Genomic DNA, 19,294 nt, shown 5'->3' with positions numbered 1-19,294 from the left:
AAACGACTATTTTCCCGGCGGGGCCTTCGAACTGGACGGCGCCGAGGCCGCCGGCCGCAACGCCCGCCTGCTCCTGGACCGTTTCCGTGGCGCGGGGCGACCGGTGGTCCATATCCGGCACGAATCCCTGCGGCCGGGGTCGACCTTTTTTTTGCCCGGCAGCCCGGGAGCGGACATCCACCCCCTGGCGGCGCCGCTGCCCGGCGAACCGGTGCTGCGCAAGACGTTTCCCAACGCCTTCCGGGAGACCGGTCTTCAGATGGAGCTGGACCGGCTGGGGACGCGGCGTCTGGTCGTAACCGGGATGATGACGCTTCTGTGCGTGGACGCCACGGTTCGGGCGGCCTTCGACCTGGGCTACGAACTGGACGTCGTCCATGACGCCTGCGCGGCCCGCGCCCTGCGTTTCGGGGATCTGGACATCCCGGCCCAGGCCGTGCATGGGGCGTTTCTGGCCGCCCTGGGGATGGTCTACGCCCGGATTCTGTCCACCCGGGAGTTCCTGGACCAGGACGTCCCCCCGGCCTGAGGCCTCGGAGCGGGGGGAGGGGCGGGGATGCCCGGCGCATGGCGTGGCGGCCGCCAAGCCGATTCGTCCCCGCCCATCCTCAGGATCACTTCTTGGCGTAGGTGATAAGCGACACCACCGCGCCCTGGGGGTCGGAGATGACGCAGAACCGGCCCACGCCCGCAATGTCCGTGGGCGGGACGCAGACATGGCCGCCGAGTTCGGCGGCCTTTTTTGCTGCGGCGTCCACGTCGTCCACAGTCACGTAGGCGCCCCAGTTGGGGGGCATGCCCTCCGGAGCGCCCGGGGGAATGCCCATGATGCCGCCCACGGGCGTCTCCCCTACCTTGATGAGGGTGTAGTGCGTGTGCCCCATGGGCGCTTCCTCCAACGTCCAGCCCAGGAGGGCGGCGTAGAAGGCCTTGGCCTTTGCGGGATCGGTGGTCATCAGCTCGTTCCAACTGAAGGCGCCGTGGGTTGTGTAGGCGTCGGACATGGTTCACCTCGTGTGGTCGTTGTGATTGGCCCGCCCTGAAGGGGAACGGGTTCTCATGATGTACGGCCTGTGGCGGGTTTTGACAACCGTGGCGAGCCTGCGAAAGGGATCTGACGCGGGCCGGGCGAAAAAAAAAAGCCCCCGCAGGGCGGGGGCTTTGGCATCGCGAAGCGGTGAGGAGTTACTTCTGGGCCACGTGGCAGATGTTGTTGGAGCAAGGCGACAGCTTCAGGACATCCTTGCCGTGTTCCTTGCGTTCCTGGTTCATCTTCATGTGGCAGCCCATGCAGCTGTAGGCGGCGTCTTTGCTATGGTAGGCCTTGAAGTAGGACATGGTGTCCTGACGCGAATCCATCACGTCATGACAGCCGTCGGAGTTGCAGGACTCCACCGGACCCTTGCCGTCCCACATGTGATGACAGTCGGCACAGGCCAAGGTGGCGTGCTGACCGTGGGAAAAGGTGACGGCGGGCAGTTTGGTGGCGACGACGCCCGAGGGCCGCTTGAAGGTGAGTTCGAGCGGAAAACAGATGGTGGATTTGGCCTCGACGAATTTGCTGAATCCGGCGTTTTCCGAAAACGCCATCGGCGCGAGGGCCAGGGAAAGGGCCATGCCGAGTAGTGCCAGGTACATAACCTTCGAGCGCATCAAATCTCCTCCTTGGGCTCCGGGGGCTCCGGGGAATCCGTAACTCGAAAAAAAAGCGGCCTCTTGCCGAACGATCAACGAGCCGTGTCGAGTCGGGCGAACGGCCCTTTTCGCGGCGCACAGAATAACCAAGCGTAAAATTTCACAAAGGGGAAGTCAATAAAAAAAACAACGAAAGCGGTTTGTCGACAGTCGCCACACGTCGGCCTGGGGGCGGCCGGTTGGGGATCATTCCAACGGCGGGTCGGCCTCGACATTGTCCAGGGCGTCCATGAGCACGATGGACAGACGGATGAAGTCCGATTCGGTCAGGATGCCCACCAGCCTTTTGCCGTCGAGCACAGGCAGGCAGCCGTATTTGTGGGTCAAAAGCAGATGGGCGGCGTCGCGCAGAGGGGCGTCCGGGGCGGTGTGTTTGACGTCGGAGCGCATGATTTCCCCGATGGGAATGCCCGCATAGATTTCGTCCTGGGTGGCGTCGTCGATGTCGGCAAGCCTGGACACGGTCGCCGACAGCATGTCCCGGTGGGTCACAAGCCCCACGAACAGGCCGTCTTTGTCCATGATGGGGACATGGCGGATGCGGGCCATGTCCATGACCTGACGCGCCGCAAGCAGGGTGTCGGCGGCGGTCAGGGCCACGAGCCTGTCGGTCATGATGTCCCGGACGGTGAGCATGGAGATCTCCTTTTCTTGACCGTCGATACTTCTCACCGGCGGCGCGTGTCTGTCAAGGCTGCAGGGATGCCTGCGCCCGTCCGGGTCGGGGGGCGTGTTGACTTGCCGGGGGAATTCTGGTTTGCACCAGCAAAAATCGGATCAATTCGGTTCGATGCGCGGAGCACGGGGAGGCGGACGGTGCGAATCGATTTGCGGCGGAACAGGGATCGCATGGTCCGGGAACAGATCGAGGCCCGGGGGATTCACGACCCGGCGGTGGTGCGGGCCATGCGGGCCGTTCCCCGGCATCTTTTCGTGGAAGAGGCGCTCATTCCCCAGGCCTACGAGGATCATCCCCTGCCCCTGGGGCACGGCCAGACCATCTCCCAGCCTTACGTGGTGGCCTGGATGACCGCCCTTTGCGACATCGCGCCGGACATGAAGGTTCTGGAGATCGGCACGGGCTCGGGATACCAGGCGGCGGTCCTGGCGGAAATGGGCGCCCGGGTCTATACGGTGGAACGGGTGGCGGCGCTGCAGGAGGCGGCCAAGGTCAGGCTTGCGGCCCTGCGCTGTTCCCAGGTCCATTTCAAGCTCGATGACGGCACCCTGGGCTGGCCCGAAGAGGCCCCCTTCGACCGCATCCTGGTCACGGCGGCGGGGCCGGTGGTGCCCGAACCGCTGGTGGCCCAGTTGGCGGACCCGGGGAAAATGCTTATTCCCGTTGGGCCGTCCAAGCGCGGCCAGACGCTTCTTTTGGTTGAGAAACAAAACGGCCGGGTCGTCTCCCGGGATATGGGAGGGGTGATGTTCGTGGACCTGGTCGGCAGGCACGGCTGGTAGCCCGTTCGCGATGGCGCATATTCGATAACATAACAGAAGGCGGAAGGTTTCATGTCCGAGAAAAACGAATCGTCCTGTTCCTCCTGCTCCTCGGCCCCTGAGGCGGAAGGCGCCTGCGGCGGCCGTGGCGATGCCGCGGAAGCCATGCGTGACGTGCTCATCACCTCCACCCTGGAGAAGATTCGCTACAAGATTTTCGTCATGAGCGGCAAGGGCGGCGTGGGCAAGAGCTCCGTGGCCGTGAACATGGCCTGCGCCCTGGCCCTGCGCGGCTTCAAAGTGGGCATCATGGATGTGGACATCCATGGCCCGAGCGTGCCGCGCATGCTGGGGCTCACGGGCAACCTGGAGGTGGAGCGGGGCTGCGTGGTTCCCAAGAAGTTCGGGGACAACCTGTTTGTGGTGTCCATGGAATCCCTGCTCCAGGATCCGGACCAGGCCGTCTTGTGGCGCGGTCCCATGAAAACCACGGCCATCCGGCAGTTCATCGCCGACGTGGACTGGGGGGAACTGGATTTTTTAGTGATCGATTCCCCTCCGGGCACGGGCGACGAGCACATGACCGTGCTCAAGACCATTCCCGACGCCCTGTGCGTGGTGGTCACCACGCCCCAGGAGCTTTCCCTGGCCGATGTGCGCAAGGCTGTGAATTTTTTGCAATATGCCCAGGCCAACATCCTTGGCGTGGTGGAAAACATGAGCGGGCTGGTGTGCCCGCATTGCCGCCAGGAAATCGAACTGTTCAAAAAGGGCGGCGGACGGCTTTTGGCCGAGAAATACGGCATCCCCTTTTTGGGGGCCGTGCCGCTTGATCCGGTGACGGTGGTGGCCGGGGACATGGGAAAGCCCGTGGTCATGCTGGAGGAAGATTCCCCTGTGAAGCGGGCGTTCACGGCCTTGGCCGACGCCGTGGCCGACGCCGCCCAGTCCAGCCTTGAGGCCCATGTGAGCATGCGCCCCTAAATCGCCGTCCTGTTGCCGGGCCTGGCCGGTCGGCCGCCGTCGTTGGCGAGGGCGGGAGCCTCCGGCCGAAATGTGACGCCACTACCGCAGAAGGGATTTCCGATGATGCTCAATACGGCGAACACCCTGACCATGGCCCGCATCGGCGTGGTGCCTGTCCTGGTGGTCATGCTTTCGTACCCGGGAAAGATCATGTGCCTGGCGGCCACGCTGGTGTTCATCGCCGCCGCCGTTACCGATGTCTTCGACGGATACATCGCCCGGCGGTTCAACCTGGTCACCTCCCTGGGGAAATTCCTGGACCCCCTGGCCGACAAACTCCTGGTGGGGTCCACGCTCATCATGCTGGCCGGGCAGGGGTTCATTCCGTCCTGGGTGGCGGTGGTCATCATTTGCCGGGAGATCGCGGTCACGGGGCTGCGCGCCGTGGCGGCGGACATGGGGGTGGTCATCGCCGCCGACGCCTTCGGCAAGCTCAAGACCGTGACCCAGGCCGTGGCCCTGTGCCCGCTCATCCTGCACTTCCCCTGGTACGGCCTGGACCCGCAACCCTTGGGAACGATCCTTTTATATGTCGCCCTTGTCTTGACCGTGGGTTCGGGTATAAACTATTTTTTGAATTTTTACGGTGTCGTGACCAAAGGGGCCAGACAACGTCGCGATACGTGATGGTGCGAACATCCGGGCCGGAGAATCACATTGCTTTCCGCCCGTCGGCAAGGTATGAAAAAAAGGAATAAAACGTGCTTGGCGCGGCGAAATGCCGCCGTCGGCCTTAAAAAATGGCGTGACGTGCCCATGGAAGGCCACAAGACCCAAAACCTGTCTGCACGTATTTCCAATTGCCTGCAGACCATTTTGGAGCTGGAACCTGATCTGGAGCGTCTGCGGCTTGGGCATGTGCTGATCAGGGAGTTCCAGATTCTCAAAACGTTTCTGGCCCGCATGGACCGGATCGACATTGAGGAAAGCGATGTCGCGCGGATCGAGACGGCCACGGAAAGTTTTTTGCGCGAGCTGAAAACCCCGCTTGCGCTCGTGGAACTTGAAAAGATCAGGAAATATATCGTGCACTAATGCTCTGGCGAAGAATACTCCTTTCGGCGCTCGTCGTATTCAACCTGTTTTTGCTCTACAATCTGGTGTGGAGCGAAAACGGCATCTTCGCCTATCTCGACCTGAAGTCCCACCACGCCCTGCTCGTCAAGAAGCTGGAAACCGTCGAGGAGAAATCCCTGGATTTGAGCCAGGAGATTCGCTGGCTCAAGTCCGACCGGACCTTCACGGAAAAAATGGCCAGGTCGCGGATGAATTATCTCAAGGACAACGAGATCCTCTACCAGTTCCCCAAGGACACGGCGGGGACCACGGAGGGACCGTCACCCGATGATCGAAAAAATTGAACTGTATCGGGAAGTGTTGGCCATCGAGCCCAACTCCAAGGCGTTTTTCCCCTTGGCCCGGGCTCTGGCCGAGTCGGGCCGTCCGGACGAGGCCATGGCCATCCTGGAGACCGGGATCGGCTTTCACCCCGACCATCTGGAGGCCAAGTTCCTCCTGGTCGAACTCTATGCCGCAAAGGATCGGGAGGAGGATGCCGTCCGGGTCTTTTCCGGGGTCCAGGACAGCCTTGTCCGTTATCCCGCCGTATGGCGTCTGTGGGCCCGCCACGCCGCCTTTTCCTCCCGCGATCCGATTGTGGCCCTGTCCTTTCTGGCCCAGTTTTTCCGCGATCCGGGCCTGACCTTCGCCGGGGTGCTGGAAAAGGGGCTGGAGGCCTTGGCCGGGGCGCCCCTGGCCGCGCCGTCGCAGCCTGACGTGGCGACGGCGACCCGGGAAACCGAGCCGACGGCGTCCGCCAAAGCGGCGGAGATCCTGGAGAGCGGGGCGCCGACGCCTGTCGCGAAGCCGGAATCGGTCCCGACGCCACCGTCCGCATTGGCCGTGGGCCATGCCGCTGCCGCCGAACCTGCGGCGGAGGCTTTTCCTCCTGCCGCAGCCGGACTTCCCGACCAGGCCGTCCCGGCCGAGGAAGGGGAGATGTCCATGCCCCTGCGCGGCGCGCAGGAGGTGTTGGAACTGGCCGGGGCGCTTGGCATGGCCGAGGAGGATGAGACGCTTGCGGACGGGCCTGGGGCCCTGGCCGCCGACATCCCCGACGCGGCGCCCGCCGTCGCCCAGGTCCGCACCATTCAGATTCCGGACATGGGCATACGGACCCGGACCATGGCCTCGCTTTTGGCCGCCCAGGGGGATGCCCCGGGCGCGTTGGATATTTATCGCGAATTGCTCACGCATCTGCCGTCCGGTCCCGAGCGGGCCGAGGTCGAGGCCAGGATCGCCGAGTTGTCCCCCGGCGGACCTGCGGCGTTTACGCACAAAACCGTCCACGAGCCGCAACCCGTGGCTGCTCCGGTGAAATCCAAGGGAAAGGCCAAGCTCATGGGCCTGCTGGATGCCTTGGCGGGCCGCCTGGAGGCCCGTTCCGGGGCCTGATACGAGACTATTCCCCCTGGCCTTGCGATGCGGTTGCCGCGCCGGTGCGCGGCTTTGCGGCGGCGCGGGGGAAACCGTCGGGCGCGGGGAGGAGACGGCCGTTGACCTCCTTTTCACTTTGGGATGTAATGATTTTTCGCCGGGCGTCACGTCTTACGCGCCCGGCGGTAACGGCTAAACAAGCGACAACCACTTCGGATTCCATGCGCGGACGCGCCGGGGAGACATCCCCCCGGTCGCAACGCCTGCCGGAACTCCCGCAAAAGGACAACACGTTGAAACGCACGACAGTACTTCTCGCGGTCGCGGCCCTTTGCCTTGGCCTTGCGTCCGGATGCTCCACCGCTCGCAACACCTGGAAGGACACCAAAAAATTGTACAAGGAGTATGTCGATACCGACCCCACCATCGATTTGACCGATGAGGGCATCACGGACCCGGCCCTGCAAAAGCTGGCGCGTTTGTTTGGTCCAGTGGACCAACGCCTGGAAATGTTCATCAGAGTGTACTATACGCAGGACAATCCGCCCGAAGCCGAGTGGTGCGAACAGCTTTTGCGCGACTTTCCCTGGCTTTCCGGGGTAGCCGTGGTGAACAAGGACGGCTCCATCCGCATGCAGCAGCCCCTTATCGCCATGCGCCCGCTCGAATTCGGCCCGATCCTGGACAACGAGAACCGCTATACGAAGCGCGGTTTGGCCGCCACGGCGAGTGTGGACGACATGGGGCCGATCATCTATGTGGGCGCGCCCTTTTTCGAAAACAACGAATATGCCGGGGCCATCGTGTCCTGGTTCGAGCCGCGAAACATCGTGGAGGCCTCACCGGCCCCGGATGAGCTGATCATGCTCCAGCCCGAGGCCGTCTTGTGGCCCGCCGCCTCGTCCGGAGAGGGGGCAGGGCAGGGATTTTTGTCCGCCAACTGGGCGGAGGTTCTCAAAACCGAGGTCCAGGGCGAGATTCAGGCCGGCGGCGGCCGCTATGTCTGGCAGTCGCGCTACATCGGGCAAATGCCCATCCTGTACCTGACCCAGGCCCCCGCAGGCAACGAGGCCAAGGCGGAGAAGGCGGCGGCCGCCGAAACCGGCCAGGCCGCCGAAGCGTCCATCACGGAAGCGCCCCCGGCGGACGCCGGTGTCGGACAGGAATTGCCGCCGGAGACGGTTACGCCGCCGCCGTCATTCTAAGGGCGTCCATCGGGAATCGTCCAACGCCGGACAAGCGCCACGCGGCCCCTGGCCGCAACGGGAGAAGCGACATGCCCCAGATCACCGTCACCGAACACCTGCTGCTGCATCAGAAGGAATCGCCCATGGCCACCGGGCGGTTTACCCGGCTTCTCAACGACCTCATCCTGGCGGCCAAGATCATCTCCCGGGAGGTGCGCAAGGCCGGGCTGGTGGATGTCTTGGGGTTCACCGGCGAGATCAACGTCCAGGGCGAGCAGGTGCAAAAACTCGACGAATACGCCAACAAGGTGCTCATCCATCGCATGCAGCGGGCCGGGGTGTTGTGCGCCATCGCCTCCGAGGAGAACGCCGACCTCATCCTGATCCCCGACGCCTTCCCCAAGGGCGAATATTTTCTCATTTTCGACCCTCTGGACGGTTCCTCCAACATCGACGCCAACATCAATGTGGGCACCATCTTCTCCATCTACCGGGCCAAGGATTCCGGCAACGGGGAGCGTCTGAGCGATCTGCTCCAGAAGGGTTCCGAGCAGGTGGCGGCAGGCTATTTTCTCTACGGCACCTCGACCATGATGGTCTACACCACGGGCTCCGGGGTGCATGGATTCACCTTGGACCCCAGCGTCGGGGAGTTTTTGCTTTCCCATCCCGACATCCGCATCCCCGAGACCGGCCGGGTCTATTCGGTCAACGAGGCCTATTGGCATTACTGGGACGACGCCACTCGCGAGGCCGTGGCCTATTTCAAGAGCCCGGACAACACCCGGGGCAAGCCCTACAGCCTGCGCTACATCGGTTCCCTAGTGGCGGACTTCCATCGCAACCTGCTGTACGGGGGCATCTTCCTGTATCCCGCTGATTTTCGCGATCCCAAAAAGCCCGCCGGAAAGCTGAGGCTTTTGTGCGAGGCCTCGCCCCTGGCGTTCGTGTGCCAGCAGGCGGGGGGGGCGGCCACGGACGGGGCGGGCGACATCCTGGACATCGAGCCCCAGGAACTGCACCAGCGGGTGCCGCTTTTCATCGGCAGCAAAAACGATGTGGCCAAGGTGTCCGAGATTTACGCCAAACATCGCGCATGATCGTCCTGGGCATCGAGACCTCCTGCGACGACACCAGCGTGGCCCTGGTCGCCGAGGAGGGTCTCATTTTGGAGAAGACCGCCCTGCAGGAGGACGTGCATTCCCTGTTCGGCGGGGTGGTGCCGGAATTGGCCTCCCGGGAGCATCAACGCCTGCTGGGACCCCTGTGCCAAGCGCTTTTTTCCCAGTCGGGCGTGTCCCCACGGGATCTGGGGGCGGTGGCCGTGGCCCGGGGGCCGGGGCTTTTGGGCAGCCTGCTGGTGGGGCTGGGGCTGGCCAAGGGGCTGTGCCTGGCCACGGGCGCGCCCCTGGTCGGGGTCAACCATCTGCACGCCCACCTTCTGGCCGCCGGGATCGGACACGACATCGCCTATCCGGCCCTGGGCCTTCTGGTTTCCGGCGGCCATACCCAGATCTGGCGCATGGCCTCGGACTTCGAGTTCACCCTGTTGGGCCGCACCCTGGACGACGCGGCGGGCGAGGCCTTCGACAAGACCGCCAAGATGCTCAATCTGCCTTATCCCGGCGGCCGGTATATCGACCTCCTGGGGCAGGGCGTCCCCCCCGACCACAGCCTGTATCCCCGTCCCCATCTCGACGATCCCGGGCTCGATTTCAGCTTCAGCGGCTTGAAAACCGCCGTGGCCGAGCATGTGCGGAAAAGACCCGGTCTCCGGATGGCCGACATGCCAGCCCCCGGCGATCCCTTCGACCCTGCTTTGGCTGATCCCGAGACCCGGGTGGCCTGCGCCTCCCTCAACTGGACCGTGGCCGACACCCTGCGCATCAAGCTGACCCGGGCCGCCAAGCTGCACGGTCCGTTCGCCTCCCTGGTGGTCGCCGGAGGGGTGGCCGCCAATTCCCGCGTGCGGAGCATGGCCGCCGATCTGGCCGACCGCCTGCGATTGGCGTTGCGTCTGCCGCCCCTGGCCCTGTGTTCCGACAACGGCGTCATGATCGCCCATATGGGCCGGAAATTGGCCATGGCCGGATTCGGGCATGGGCTGGATGTGGACGCGATTCCCCGAGGGAAAAAAATCCCGTTGGATTTCAAGGTGTTGTCGTAATATGTCGGAGAGGGCGACGCAGGCCGGGTTGACAGGGATATGTCGCGCCCCTACCTCAAGTCGATGCGACTGGCCGGAGGGTTCCCGTTTCCTCTTGCCATCACAGGGAATTGTACGTAATATTTCCTTTATTTTGAGTCAAAAAGCATTCCGAGGCCGCCTGTTTTTCCCCCGGCTTCGGGAAAAAGGAGAGAGACGATGGCCATACAACTCAGTGACGGCGCATTCGAGGCCGAGGTGTTGCAGTGCGACCTGCCGGTTCTGGTGGATTTCTGGGCGCCCTGGTGTGGCCCGTGCCGCGCCATGGGACCGGTCATCGATGAGTTGACCAACGAATACGCCGGACAGGTCAAGGTGGCCAAAATGAACGTGGATGAGAATCCCAGCACGCCGAGCAAGTACGGCATCCGGGCCATCCCCACCCTGATCCTGTTCAAGGGCGGCGAGGTGGTGGAGCAGATCACCGGCGCCGTATCCAAAAGCAGCATCAAGGAAATGCTCAGCCAAAAGGCCTTGTAATCCATGAAGCGTTTTGACGCCGTGGTCATTGGGGGCGGTCCCGCCGGTATGACGGCCGCCCTTTATCTTCTGCGGTCCCAGGCCTCGGTCGCTGTCGTGGAGAAACTGTCTCCCGGCGGACAGATGCTCATGACCCACATGATCGAGAACTATCCCGGCTTTCCCGACGGCATTGAAGGATGGAAGCTGGCCGACGCCATGGCCGCCCATGTGGACAAGTATCCCCATGTGAAGATTGCCGACGAGGTCATGGCCATGGAGCCGGTTCCCGGCGGACACCGCATCCTGGTCGGCGGGGAGTGGATCGAGGCCTCCGTGGTGGTTTTGTGCGTCGGCGCCCGCTACAAGCGGGTGGGCATCCCGGGGGAGAAGGAACTTTTAGGCAAGGGCGTTTCCTATTGCGCCCTGTGCGACGGGAATTTTTTCCGCAATCAGGTGGTGGCGGTCATCGGCGGGGGAAACGCCGCCCTGGAGGAATCCCTGTACTTAAGCCGCCTGGTCAAAAAGCTCTACCTCATCCATCGCCGCGACGAGTTTCGGGGGCAGAAATGCTTCCAGGACAAGTGCGAGGTGAGTCCGGCCATCGAGATTCTGCGTTCGAGCGTTGTCTCGGAAATCCAGGGAACGGACAAAGTCACCGGCATCCTGGTGGAGAACAAGAAGACCGGCCAGACAAGCGCCATTCCCGTGGACGGGGTGTTCGTCTTCGTGGGGTTCGAGCCCCAGGGCGATTTCTATCCGGCCGGGCTTGAACGCGATTCAGGGGGCTTCGTGATCACCGACGCCGGCATGCGCACCAACCTCCCGGGCCTGTACGCCGCTGGCGACATCCGTTCCAAGGAGTGCCGCCAGGTGGCCACCGCCGTGGGCGAGGGCGCTGCTGCGGCCCACGCCGCTCTGGCCTATCTGGAATCCCTCAGCCGCCCGTAAGGCGTGGACAGTTCTTTCCATACGTTTTGCCCCTGGCGCGGGCGGACTGTCCATGGGCTGCCATAGGGGGCGCGTTCCCGGTGTTCGTTTATTTTTGCAAGCCCGTCACCTCACTGCGAATCGGATTCCCGCCTGCGGATGGTCGGCCCGGACACACGATCCGTCGCCTGGATTCGCCCGATATGCGCCCGGAGGCGCGTTTTTCCAGGTTTTTTTTCCGTTGTGCCCGTGATGGCGGTCTGCTATAACGCCCACCTGCATGCCGGAGACGTTCTGGCATGCCGCCATGAAAAACTGGGAATGCCCGCCGTGTGGCGAATGATGATCGTGCGATGCCGCTATCCCTATTGTGCAGCGTTTCGACCGCAAACTGTTTTCCCCGGAACATGATATGAAAAAAAACGTGTTGCGACTGTTGACTCCGTGCGCTCTTGTGCTCCTGTTGTCCGGCTGCGGCCTCATCGACTACTATTTTCTGCCGCCGCCGGAAGATACCGCCCAGGAGTTGTACGAGGCCGGACGCGAGGCCATGGCCGCGAAAAAGTACTATGACGCCGCCGACTTTTTCACCAAGCTCAAGGACCGCTATCCCTTCAGCCCCTACACCCCGGCAGGCATCATCGGCCTGGGCGACGCCTTCTTCCTTGAAGAGGATTATGCCGAGGCGGCGGCGGCCTACGAAGAATTCGAGGCCATGCATCCCCGCCATGAGGAGATCCCGTACGTCTTATACCAGTTGGGAGTTTCCAACTACAAGCGTTCCGATTCCATCGACAAGCCCCAGGACACCATGTACGAAGCCCTGGATACCTTCCACGTTCTGGTGGCCAACTTCCCGGATACGGAATACGGAAAGGAAGGGGCCGAATACATCATCGAATGCCGCAAGCGCCTTGCCGAACATGAGCTCTTTGTCGCTGATTTCTATTGGCGCACAGGACAATATGGCGCGGCCTGGAAGCGTTACATGTATGTTCTCGACAACTTCAAGGAGCTTCCCGAGATTCAGGAATACGCCAATTTGCGCGCCCAACTCTCCTATCTGGAATATCAGAAGGTCATCAGCGAGGAAGAGCGCATGAAGATCGAGGGCAGTTGGAAACTGTGGCTGAGGAGTTGGCTGTAGCAGCCAAGGGGAGGGCCGCGTTCCCGCTCCCGCGCCGTGTCTTTCACCGGGACAGGCCAGCCGTCCGGACTGCCCCGCCAATAAGTCGCGTCGCATACCGCGTCGGAAGGCGGCCCCCGTCGGGGCCGCCTTTTTTTATCGGCAAGGACGGACACCATGAGCGACGCCTTTACGCCGTATCCCGGCGACATCCCGGAAGGCCTGCCCGATTGGCCGGATTGGCTCCCGGACCACGCTCTGGGCGACGAGGCCTTTGCTGCGGCCCACGACGCCCTGTCCGCCCTGGAGCGGGCCCGCATCAAACAGACGTTGGCCAGGATGTTCGCCGCACACGATCCGGGGCGGGCGATTTCGCGCAGCATCACGGTCGGATTCGAACCGGATGGCCTGGCCTCCACCCGTTTTTGTCCCCGGCCCTACGCCGTGGTGGCCATCGGGCCGGATTTCGCCTCTCCCTCCCGCCTTTTGGCCGCCTGCCTGCCCGCCCTGTTGGCCCGAACGCCCCTTGTGGCCGTTGTCCGGGCCGAGGCGAAAACCCCGTGGCCGACGGCCCTGCTGGCCGCCCTGGAGTTGTGCGGGGTGGAGTCGGCGTTTTCGCTTTCGGCCAAACATGCGGCCCGTCTTTTTTCGGAGCTGCACGCGGCGCATCCCCATGGACTGGTTGTGGATTTTGGTCCCGCCGCCCGGATGTCGCCCCGTTTGCCGTCCCTGGCCGTGGCCCCGTCCGGCAGCATCGGGGTATGGCGGACCTCGGCCCGCGGCTTTGATCTGGAGGCCCTGGCCTTTGCCCAGGCGGGTTCCCAGGTGACGGTGTGGGGCAAGGCCGGAGGGCTTTCCGAGGGCATGCAGGCCGGGGAGGGCAATTTCGCGGATTTTTTGGCTAAGGGGTATGAGGCGGTGTTCGTCCCCCGGGGCAAGATGGAGGCCGCGCTGTGCGCCGCGTCGGGCCCCGATCTCGTGCTGGGGCCGGGCATGGAATGTTTCTGGGCCTTTCCGCAGGCGCCGGTCGCGGCCTTCGTTCATGGCCGCACCGCCTATGCGGCGCGGCCGCAACACCCCGGGAGAGGCATATGAGCACCAAAAAAGGCGCGAAAAAAAGCGGCCTGTCCACCATCCGCAACATCGGCATCATCGCCCACATCGACGCCGGGAAGACCACGCTGACCGAGCGCATCCTGTATTATTCCGGAAAGATCCACCGCATGGGCGAGGTCCACGACGGCACGGCCACCATGGATTTCATGCCCGAGGAGCAGGAGCGCGGCATCACCATCGCCTCGGCCTGCACCACCTGTCCCTGGCGCGGCCATCGCATAAACATCATCGACACCCCGGGGCATGTGGATTTCACCATTGAGGTGGAGCGCGCTCTGCGGGTCTTGGACGGGGCCGTGGGCGTGTTTTGCGCCGTGGCCGGGGTGGAGCCCCAGTCCGAGACGGTGTGGCGGCAGTCGGAAGGCTACGGCGTGCCCAAACTGGCCTTCGTCAACAAGATGGATCGCCTGGGCGCGGATTTTTCAGCCGCCGTGACGGCCATGCGCACCATCCTCAAGGCCCCGGCGGTTCCCGTGCAGATTCCCCTTGGCGCGGGTCAGGATTTTTCCGGGATCATCGATCTTATGACCATGGAAAAACTGCATTTCGATCAGTCCTCCCAGGGCGAGCACTATGACCGCCTGGCGCTGTCCGAGGCCGAAACAGCCCTGGCCGCGCCCTGGCGGGAGGCCATGGTCGAGGCGGCCTGCGAATACGACGAGTCCCTCATGGACGACTACCTGGGGGGTGTGGAGCCGTCCCTGGAACGCCTGCGCGCGGCCATTCGCACGGCCACCCTGGCCCGGGGCGTGGTGCCGGTGTTGTGCGGTTCGGCCCTGCGCAATGCCGGGGTGCAGCCCCTTATGGACGCCGTGTGCGACTATCTGCCAAGTCCGGAGGACCGGGGCGGGGCTATTGGCACGGACCCGGCCACGGGGGAGGAGAAGATCTTCCCCCCCTCGGCGGCCGCCCCCCTGGCCGCCCTGGTCTTCAAGGTGAGCATGGAGACCGGCCGTCGCCATGTGTTCGTGCGGGTTTTTTCCGGCCGTCTCACGGCCGGGGAGGAGGTGCGAAACGTCACCCGGGGCGAGAACGAACGTCCGGCCCGGCTTTTTTCCATGCACGCCAGCCACCGGGAAAAGATCGAGTCGGCCGTGGCCGGGGACATCGTCCTGGCCTCGGGCATGCGTTTCGCCAAGACCGGCGACACCTTGTGCCATGCCTCCGATCCCATTTTGCTGGAGAGCATCGCCGGGTACAAGCCGGTCATCTCCCTGGCCCTGGAACCGCGAAACGTGGAGGAATCCGACCGCCTCAAGGAGGTTCTGGGCAGGCTTTTGCAGGAAGACCCCACCCTGGCCCTGGAGCACGACCAGGAGACGGACCAGATCATCCTCTCCGGCATGGGGGAGTTGCACCTGGAGGTGGTGCTGGAGCGGGTGCGCCGGGAATACGGGTTGTCGCCGCGCTCGGGGAATCCCCAGGTGGTCTACCAGGAGACGGTTTCGGGAGAGGGTCTCGGCGAAGCGGAATTTTCCCGGGAACTGGCCGAAAAGGAGCATTACGGACAGGTCTCCCTGCGGGTTTCGCCGTTGCCGCGCGAGGCCGGACGGGATATCGGCTTCAGCCTCGACCGCACGGGCTATCCCCCGGCCTGGCTGGACGCCGTGGCCGAGGGCCTCGAAGACGGCCTGCAGACCGGCGTCTTGCGCGGCTATCCGGTCCAGGACGTGCGGGTGCGGGTGGAGGGGTTGCAGACCCTGGACGGCAAGTCCTCGGCCGTGGGATATCGCATGGCCGCGCACCAGGCCTTGAAAAACGCCCTGGCCGCTGCCGATCCCAGGCTTCTTGAGCCCATCATGTTTCTGGAGATTTCCGTCCCGGACCAGTTTGTGGGCGATGTGGCCGGACTTTTGGGCTCAAGCGGGGCCAAGATCGAAAACATGTTCGACCGGGCAGGCCAAAAAATCGTCCAGGCCCTGGCGCCGTTGCGGCGTCTTTTCGGTTTTTCCACCAAGCTGCGGTCGGCGACCCAGGGCCGGGCGGGCATGGTCATGAAATTTTCCAAATTTGACGTTCTCGACTAGGAGGCCGCATTCGACCATGTCCACCCGTTCCCGCATTGATCCCGATATCTCCCGGCGTTTCGACGTACTCAAGCTCCTGCTTATGCTGGGGGTGGTTCTGGTCCACGCCGAACGGGTTCTCCACGCCTATCTGTCCGATCCGCCCCTGTCCCTGCGCATCGTGACCACCTTCATGGACTACAACCTGATCCAGGAGGCGCCGTCGCTTTTTTTCGCCATGTCCGGGTACCTGTTCTTTGTCTCCTTCACCCCGACCCCGGCCGCCTATGTGCGCATGTTGGGGAAAAAAATGCGCAGCATCGGGCTGCCCTACCTTTTTTTCAATCTGCTGAGCGTGGCCATCATCCTGACCTTCGACAAGATTCCCTACATCGGCGACTTCCGAACCGTGCAGGAGCGGGGGATATGGACATTGGTCACGGGGATCGGCGGCCTGCCGATCATCTCCCCCCTGTGGTTTCTGCGCGATCTGCTGGTCATGTTCCTTGTGTCCCCCATCTTCTATTACCTGGCCCGGCGCATCCCGGTCATAAGCCTCATCGGGCTGTGCCTGACCTGGAATCTTCTGCCTGACGGAAATGTGGGGTGGCTGACCTTCCGCAGTGTGGTTTTTTTTTACATGGGGCTGGTTTTGGCCTCGACCCGGCCCTCCCTCCGCATGGGGAAGGGGCTCACCCTTTTTTCGCTGTCGGCCTACCCGGCTCTACTGGTGTTCGGAACCTTCGCCCTGATCACGAAGTTTAACCCCGTGGCGACCTATTATGCCCACAACGCCGGACTGATCATCGGGATTCCCTGTATCTGGCGGCTGTCGGCCACGACCCCGCTTCGCAACAATCAGCTCCTTTTGGCCCTGTCTCCTTATTCCTTTTTCCTGTATCTGGTCCACGAACCAACTCTGTCGTATCTGATCTACCTGACCCGGTTCGTCCTCCTGCCCACGGGTTTTTTCACCGGCATGCTGCTGTATGTCGGGCTGACGGCCCTGACCATCGCCCTGGCGCTCTGCGCGGGCATCCTGTTGGCCCGTCATGTTCCCTGGGTGTATGGGTTTCTGGCCGGGGCGCGGGCCCCGGTGCGGCAGGGCGGCGGGGCGGTGGCGGCGGCGACTCCATCGGGGCGGGTCGGCTGATGCTCAAACTGACCGGAGGCGTCTTCAAGGGCCGGATGTTGCGCACCGCCGAGGCCAAGGGCTGCCGTCCGGCTACGGGGCGGGTGCGCGAATCGCTTTTTTCCATGCTGGCGTCCATGGGGGTTGACTGGCCTTGCTGCCGGGTGTTGGATCTTTTCGCCGGAAGCGGCAGCGTGGGGTTCGAGGCCGTCAGCCGGGGGGCGGCCGAGGTGGTGTTCGTGGAGAAAAATCCTCGGCTGGCGGCGCTGTTGCGGGACAATGCGGCGGCGCTGGGGATCGGGCGCGACCGATGTCGGGTGGTGGTGGCCGATGTGTTGGCGTTTTTGGCCAAAAAGCCCCAGGCGCCGTTCCAGGTGGTGTTCGCCGACCCCCCCTATGGCCTGGATCTGCTGCCGCCGACCCTGGCCCGGATGACGGCCAACGGCTTTCTGGCCGCCGACGGGCTGGCCGTGGCCGAGATCGAGGCCGGACTGGATGTCTCCGGGCTTGGCGATCTGCCCGGACTCTCATGTGCAACCGACCGTCTTTTCGGCCAAACCAGGATCATGATATGGCAAATCCCAACGGATGCGTGGCGATCTACCCCGGAACCTTCGATCCCCTGACCAACGGTCACGTCTCGCTGGTGCGCCGGGCCCTCAAAATCTTCGGCACCATCATCGTGGCGGTGGCGGCGGATTCCGGAAAAACCCCCCTTTTTACCCGGGACGAACGGGTGGCCATTGCCGAGGCGGTGTTTGCCGACGAACCTCAAGTCATGGTTGAGGGATTCGACGGCCTGCTTGTGGACTATGTGGAAAGACGCCGCGCCGACGTCATCGTGCGCGGGCTTCGGGCCGTGTCGGACTTCGAATACGAATTCCAGTTGGCGCTCATGAACCGCCGCCTCAAGCGGCACATTGAGACCGTGTTCATCATGACCGACTACCGCTGGCTGTACATCTCCTCGACCATCATCAAGGAGGCCTCCCGGCTTGGCGGCGACATCCGGGGTCTGGTCCCCCCCCTGGTCCTGGAGCGTCTGTGCGAACGCTATGGCGTGCCCATGCCCCATGGTCCCCTCGATTCAGGCCAGGAGGCCTAGGAGAGGCCATGACCGCACTTCCCGTGGTCTGCCTGCTGGGGGCCACCGGCACGGGCAAGACCGAGGCGGCCATCCGCCTGGCCCAGGCCTTTGACGGGGCGGTGATCAACTACGATTCCCGCCAGATCTATCGGGATTTGCCCCTGGTCACCGCCCAGCCCACCCGGGAGGAGCAGGCGCGCTGTCCGCACCACCTGTACGGATTTTTGCCTGCTGGCGCCCGGCGAAGCGCCGGGGCCTATGCCCGGCTGGTCCATGCCATGGCGGCCCGGGTGCGGCGGCAGGGCCGCCTGCCCATCCTGGTCGGCGGCACGGGGCTGTATCTGCGGGCCGTCCTTTCCGGGCTGGCCCCCATCCCGGACATCCCGGCCGCCCTGCGGGCCGACATTCAGAGGGAATGCGACCGGGTCGGGCCGCACACGCTCCATGCCCGGCTTGCCGCCGTGGACCCGGCAAGCGCCGCCCGCATCGCCCCGGCCGACCGGCAGCGCATCACCCGGGCCCTTGAGGTGTACGCCGCCACGGGCCGCACGCTCACGGACTGGCATGCCCAGGAGGCCACGACCGGGCCGGAATACGCCGCCGTGAAAATCGGGCTTGACATTTCGGCCCACGGCTATGCCCAGCGCCTTGCCGGGCGCATCGAGGCCATGGTCGAGCAGGGGGCCGTGGCCGAGGTGGCCCGGGCGGCCACGCGATTTCCCGAAGGGGCCTGGGGCCTAAGCGGCATCGGTTGCGCCGAGATATTGCGCCACCTGTCCGGGGAGTTGGACCTTGACGCGGCCAAGACCCTGTGGCTCAAAAACACCAAGGCCTACGCCAAGCGCCAGATGACCTGGTTTCGCAAGGAGTCCGGCGTGTCCTGGTTCGCCCCGGACGACCATCAGGGCATGGCCTTGCTGGTGCAGGCCCGGCTGGCCGGAGGCTGACAGGTCAGGGCGTGGCCAGAAGCCGCAACTGGGCGGGTCCTAAAAGCCAGTGCAGGACCGCCGCCCGGGTGGGCAGTTCGGGAACCTCGAAATGGCCGATGCCGCCGTGTTCGAAGTGGATGCGGGCCGCCGGACCGCCGCTGATCAGGGTGGAGGCGAGGTGTTCGAGCAGCGGCGCATGGCCGCAACACAAAATCGAGCGGGCCGGGGCCAGACCGGCCAAAAAGGCCATGGCCGCGTCCACCTGTCCCGTGCCCGAGAAGGACGACTCGGCCAGGATGGACGTTCCTGGAAAATCTAGGGCCTGGGCCATGATTTCGGCTGTCTGGGCGGCGCGCAGGGAACGGGCGCAGACCACGGCCTCAAGCGTCACGCCCAGCCGGACAAAGACCTTGGCCGCCATCTGGGCCTGCCCCCTGGCCACGGGCGAGAGCGGCCGGGCCTGGTCCACATCGCTTGGCAAGCCGGTCCCTGACCGCATAAGATACACATCCATGACCG

The 19,294-nt window shown here is 64.0% G+C and carries 23 protein-coding genes; 19 read left to right on the top strand and 4 right to left on the bottom strand.

Annotated features, from left to right (window positions below):
* A partial coding sequence (locus tag V3572_RS10690; protein WP_332110974.1) for a cysteine hydrolase family protein occupies positions 1-529 on the top strand: 529 nt, incomplete at its 5' end.
* 85 nt (positions 530-614) lie between these two features.
* Here the strand turns inward: V3572_RS10690 and V3572_RS10685 are convergent.
* The 3 genes from V3572_RS10685 to V3572_RS10675 form a co-directional block, all read right to left on the bottom strand.
* Positions 615-1,004: a VOC family protein gene (locus V3572_RS10685; RefSeq protein WP_332110973.1), complete on the bottom strand. Its 390-nt coding sequence runs from the start codon at positions 1,002-1,004 to the stop codon at positions 615-617.
* A gap of 181 nt (positions 1,005-1,185) precedes the next feature.
* The gene (locus V3572_RS10680) at positions 1,186-1,653 is read right to left on the bottom strand and encodes a cytochrome c3 family protein (RefSeq protein WP_332110972.1); all 468 of its coding nucleotides are present in this window, start codon (positions 1,651-1,653) and stop codon (positions 1,186-1,188) included.
* Between the two features lie 228 nt (positions 1,654-1,881).
* Positions 1,882-2,331 carry a CBS domain-containing protein gene (locus V3572_RS10675; RefSeq protein WP_332110971.1) on the bottom strand — a complete coding sequence of 150 codons (450 nt, stop codon included), beginning with the start codon at positions 2,329-2,331 and terminating at the stop codon, positions 1,882-1,884.
* 180 nt (positions 2,332-2,511) lie between these two features.
* Between V3572_RS10675 and V3572_RS10670 the strand changes: the two genes are divergently transcribed.
* The 18 genes from V3572_RS10670 (at position 2,512) to miaA (ending at position 18,793) form a co-directional block, all read left to right on the top strand.
* The gene (locus tag V3572_RS10670; protein WP_332110970.1) at positions 2,512-3,156 is read left to right on the top strand and encodes a protein-L-isoaspartate(D-aspartate) O-methyltransferase; all 645 of its coding nucleotides are present in this window, start codon (positions 2,512-2,514) and stop codon (positions 3,154-3,156) included.
* A 51-nt stretch (positions 3,157-3,207) separates the two neighbouring features.
* Complete coding sequence (locus V3572_RS10665; RefSeq protein WP_332110969.1) at positions 3,208-4,119, top strand: Mrp/NBP35 family ATP-binding protein; 912 nt, start codon at positions 3,208-3,210, stop codon at positions 4,117-4,119.
* A gap of 105 nt (positions 4,120-4,224) precedes the next feature.
* On the top strand, positions 4,225-4,788 hold the full coding sequence (pgsA, locus tag V3572_RS10660; RefSeq protein WP_332110968.1) for a CDP-diacylglycerol--glycerol-3-phosphate 3-phosphatidyltransferase: 564 nt from the start codon (positions 4,225-4,227) through the stop codon (positions 4,786-4,788).
* A gap of 30 nt (positions 4,789-4,818) precedes the next feature.
* Positions 4,819-5,196, top strand: a complete 378-nt coding sequence (locus V3572_RS10655) for a hypothetical protein (protein WP_332110967.1) — start codon at positions 4,819-4,821, stop codon at positions 5,194-5,196.
* Positions 5,196-5,522 (top strand): FtsB family cell division protein, encoded by a 327-nt coding sequence (locus V3572_RS10650; protein ID WP_332110966.1) that lies wholly within the window; start codon positions 5,196-5,198, stop codon positions 5,520-5,522. The genes V3572_RS10655 and V3572_RS10650 overlap by 1 nt, the downstream gene beginning before the upstream one ends.
* Entirely contained in the window at positions 5,506-6,615 is a 1,110-nt protein-coding gene (locus tag V3572_RS10645) for a tetratricopeptide repeat protein (protein ID WP_332110965.1), read from the top strand. The genes V3572_RS10650 and V3572_RS10645 overlap by 17 nt, the downstream gene beginning before the upstream one ends.
* A 275-nt stretch (positions 6,616-6,890) precedes the next feature.
* Positions 6,891-7,802: a hypothetical protein gene (locus V3572_RS10640; RefSeq protein WP_332110964.1), complete on the top strand. Its 912-nt coding sequence runs from the start codon at positions 6,891-6,893 to the stop codon at positions 7,800-7,802.
* 71 nt (positions 7,803-7,873) lie between these two features.
* Complete coding sequence (fbp, locus tag V3572_RS10635) at positions 7,874-8,884, top strand: class 1 fructose-bisphosphatase (protein WP_332110963.1); 1,011 nt, start codon at positions 7,874-7,876, stop codon at positions 8,882-8,884.
* Complete coding sequence (gene tsaD / locus V3572_RS10630; protein WP_332110962.1) at positions 8,881-9,951, top strand: tRNA (adenosine(37)-N6)-threonylcarbamoyltransferase complex transferase subunit TsaD; 1,071 nt, start codon at positions 8,881-8,883, stop codon at positions 9,949-9,951. Before fbp ends, tsaD begins: the two co-directional genes overlap by 4 nt.
* 198 nt (positions 9,952-10,149) lie before the next feature.
* Complete coding sequence (trxA, locus tag V3572_RS10625) at positions 10,150-10,470, top strand: thioredoxin (protein ID WP_163300947.1); 321 nt, start codon at positions 10,150-10,152, stop codon at positions 10,468-10,470.
* 3 nt (positions 10,471-10,473) lie between these two features.
* Positions 10,474-11,400 (top strand): NAD(P)/FAD-dependent oxidoreductase, encoded by a 927-nt coding sequence (locus V3572_RS10620; protein ID WP_332110961.1) that lies wholly within the window; start codon positions 10,474-10,476, stop codon positions 11,398-11,400.
* A gap of 391 nt (positions 11,401-11,791) precedes the next feature.
* Positions 11,792-12,526: an outer membrane protein assembly factor BamD gene (locus V3572_RS10615; protein ID WP_332110960.1), complete on the top strand. Its 735-nt coding sequence runs from the start codon at positions 11,792-11,794 to the stop codon at positions 12,524-12,526.
* Between the two features lie 156 nt (positions 12,527-12,682).
* The gene (locus V3572_RS10610; RefSeq protein WP_332110959.1) at positions 12,683-13,600 is read left to right on the top strand and encodes a hypothetical protein; all 918 of its coding nucleotides are present in this window, start codon (positions 12,683-12,685) and stop codon (positions 13,598-13,600) included.
* Positions 13,597-15,648 (top strand): elongation factor G, encoded by a 2,052-nt coding sequence (gene fusA, locus V3572_RS10605; protein WP_332110958.1) that lies wholly within the window; start codon positions 13,597-13,599, stop codon positions 15,646-15,648. Before V3572_RS10610 ends, fusA begins: the two co-directional genes overlap by 4 nt.
* A gap of 16 nt (positions 15,649-15,664) precedes the next feature.
* Positions 15,665-16,780: an acyltransferase family protein gene (locus tag V3572_RS10600; protein WP_332110957.1), complete on the top strand. Its 1,116-nt coding sequence runs from the start codon at positions 15,665-15,667 to the stop codon at positions 16,778-16,780.
* A complete protein-coding gene (gene rsmD / locus V3572_RS10595) occupies positions 16,780-17,385 on the top strand; it encodes a 16S rRNA (guanine(966)-N(2))-methyltransferase RsmD (protein ID WP_332110956.1) in 606 nt (201 codons plus the stop codon). The genes V3572_RS10600 and rsmD overlap by 1 nt, the downstream gene beginning before the upstream one ends.
* Positions 17,331-17,864, top strand: coding sequence for a pantetheine-phosphate adenylyltransferase (coaD, locus tag V3572_RS10590; protein ID WP_332110954.1), 534 nt, complete (start codon positions 17,331-17,333; stop codon positions 17,862-17,864). Before rsmD ends, coaD begins: the two co-directional genes overlap by 55 nt.
* Positions 17,865-17,872: 8 nt before the next feature.
* The gene (miaA, locus tag V3572_RS10585) at positions 17,873-18,793 is read left to right on the top strand and encodes a tRNA (adenosine(37)-N6)-dimethylallyltransferase MiaA (RefSeq protein WP_332110953.1); all 921 of its coding nucleotides are present in this window, start codon (positions 17,873-17,875) and stop codon (positions 18,791-18,793) included.
* A 4-nt stretch (positions 18,794-18,797) separates the two neighbouring features.
* Here the strand turns inward: miaA and V3572_RS10580 are convergent, their stop codons facing one another.
* Positions 18,798-19,289 (bottom strand): SixA phosphatase family protein, encoded by a 492-nt coding sequence (locus V3572_RS10580; RefSeq protein ID WP_332110952.1) that lies wholly within the window; start codon positions 19,287-19,289, stop codon positions 18,798-18,800.
* Between the last annotated feature and the right edge of the window lie 5 nt (positions 19,290-19,294).

It is taken from the genome of Desulfolutivibrio sp. (genome assembly GCF_036584575.1).
Lineage (GTDB): Bacteria > Desulfobacterota > Desulfovibrionia > Desulfovibrionales > Desulfovibrionaceae > Desulfolutivibrio.
This window is presented reverse-complemented; position numbering and strand designations above follow the sequence as displayed.

What these genes read in the sequence shown, in the direction of transcription:
- V3572_RS10685 (WP_332110973.1), bottom strand. Translation starts at nt 1,004, where the DNA reads ATGTCCGACGCCTACACAACCCACGGCGCCTTCAGTTGGAACGAGCTG.
- V3572_RS10680 (WP_332110972.1), bottom strand. Translation starts at nt 1,653, where the DNA reads ATGCGCTCGAAGGTTATGTACCTGGCACTACTCGGCATGGCCCTTTCC.
- V3572_RS10675 (WP_332110971.1), bottom strand. Translation starts at nt 2,331, where the DNA reads ATGCTCACCGTCCGGGACATCATGACCGACAGGCTCGTGGCCCTGACC.
- V3572_RS10665 (WP_332110969.1), top strand. Translation starts at nt 3,208, where the DNA reads ATGTCCGAGAAAAACGAATCGTCCTGTTCCTCCTGCTCCTCGGCCCCT.
- pgsA (WP_332110968.1), top strand. Translation starts at nt 4,225, where the DNA reads ATGCTCAATACGGCGAACACCCTGACCATGGCCCGCATCGGCGTGGTG.
- V3572_RS10650 (WP_332110966.1), top strand. Translation starts at nt 5,196, where the DNA reads ATGCTCTGGCGAAGAATACTCCTTTCGGCGCTCGTCGTATTCAACCTG.
- V3572_RS10645 (WP_332110965.1), top strand. Translation starts at nt 5,506, where the DNA reads ATGATCGAAAAAATTGAACTGTATCGGGAAGTGTTGGCCATCGAGCCC.
- fbp (WP_332110963.1), top strand. Translation starts at nt 7,874, where the DNA reads ATGCCCCAGATCACCGTCACCGAACACCTGCTGCTGCATCAGAAGGAA.
- tsaD (WP_332110962.1), top strand. Translation starts at nt 8,881, where the DNA reads ATGATCGTCCTGGGCATCGAGACCTCCTGCGACGACACCAGCGTGGCC.
- trxA (WP_163300947.1), top strand. Translation starts at nt 10,150, where the DNA reads ATGGCCATACAACTCAGTGACGGCGCATTCGAGGCCGAGGTGTTGCAG.
- V3572_RS10620 (WP_332110961.1), top strand. Translation starts at nt 10,474, where the DNA reads ATGAAGCGTTTTGACGCCGTGGTCATTGGGGGCGGTCCCGCCGGTATG.
- V3572_RS10615 (WP_332110960.1), top strand. Translation starts at nt 11,792, where the DNA reads ATGAAAAAAAACGTGTTGCGACTGTTGACTCCGTGCGCTCTTGTGCTC.
- V3572_RS10610 (WP_332110959.1), top strand. Translation starts at nt 12,683, where the DNA reads ATGAGCGACGCCTTTACGCCGTATCCCGGCGACATCCCGGAAGGCCTG.
- fusA (WP_332110958.1), top strand. Translation starts at nt 13,597, where the DNA reads ATGAGCACCAAAAAAGGCGCGAAAAAAAGCGGCCTGTCCACCATCCGC.
- V3572_RS10600 (WP_332110957.1), top strand. Translation starts at nt 15,665, where the DNA reads ATGTCCACCCGTTCCCGCATTGATCCCGATATCTCCCGGCGTTTCGAC.
- rsmD (WP_332110956.1), top strand. Translation starts at nt 16,780, where the DNA reads ATGCTCAAACTGACCGGAGGCGTCTTCAAGGGCCGGATGTTGCGCACC.
- coaD (WP_332110954.1), top strand. Translation starts at nt 17,331, where the DNA reads ATGGCAAATCCCAACGGATGCGTGGCGATCTACCCCGGAACCTTCGAT.
- miaA (WP_332110953.1), top strand. Translation starts at nt 17,873, where the DNA reads ATGACCGCACTTCCCGTGGTCTGCCTGCTGGGGGCCACCGGCACGGGC.
- V3572_RS10580 (WP_332110952.1), bottom strand. Translation starts at nt 19,289, where the DNA reads ATGGATGTGTATCTTATGCGGTCAGGGACCGGCTTGCCAAGCGATGTG.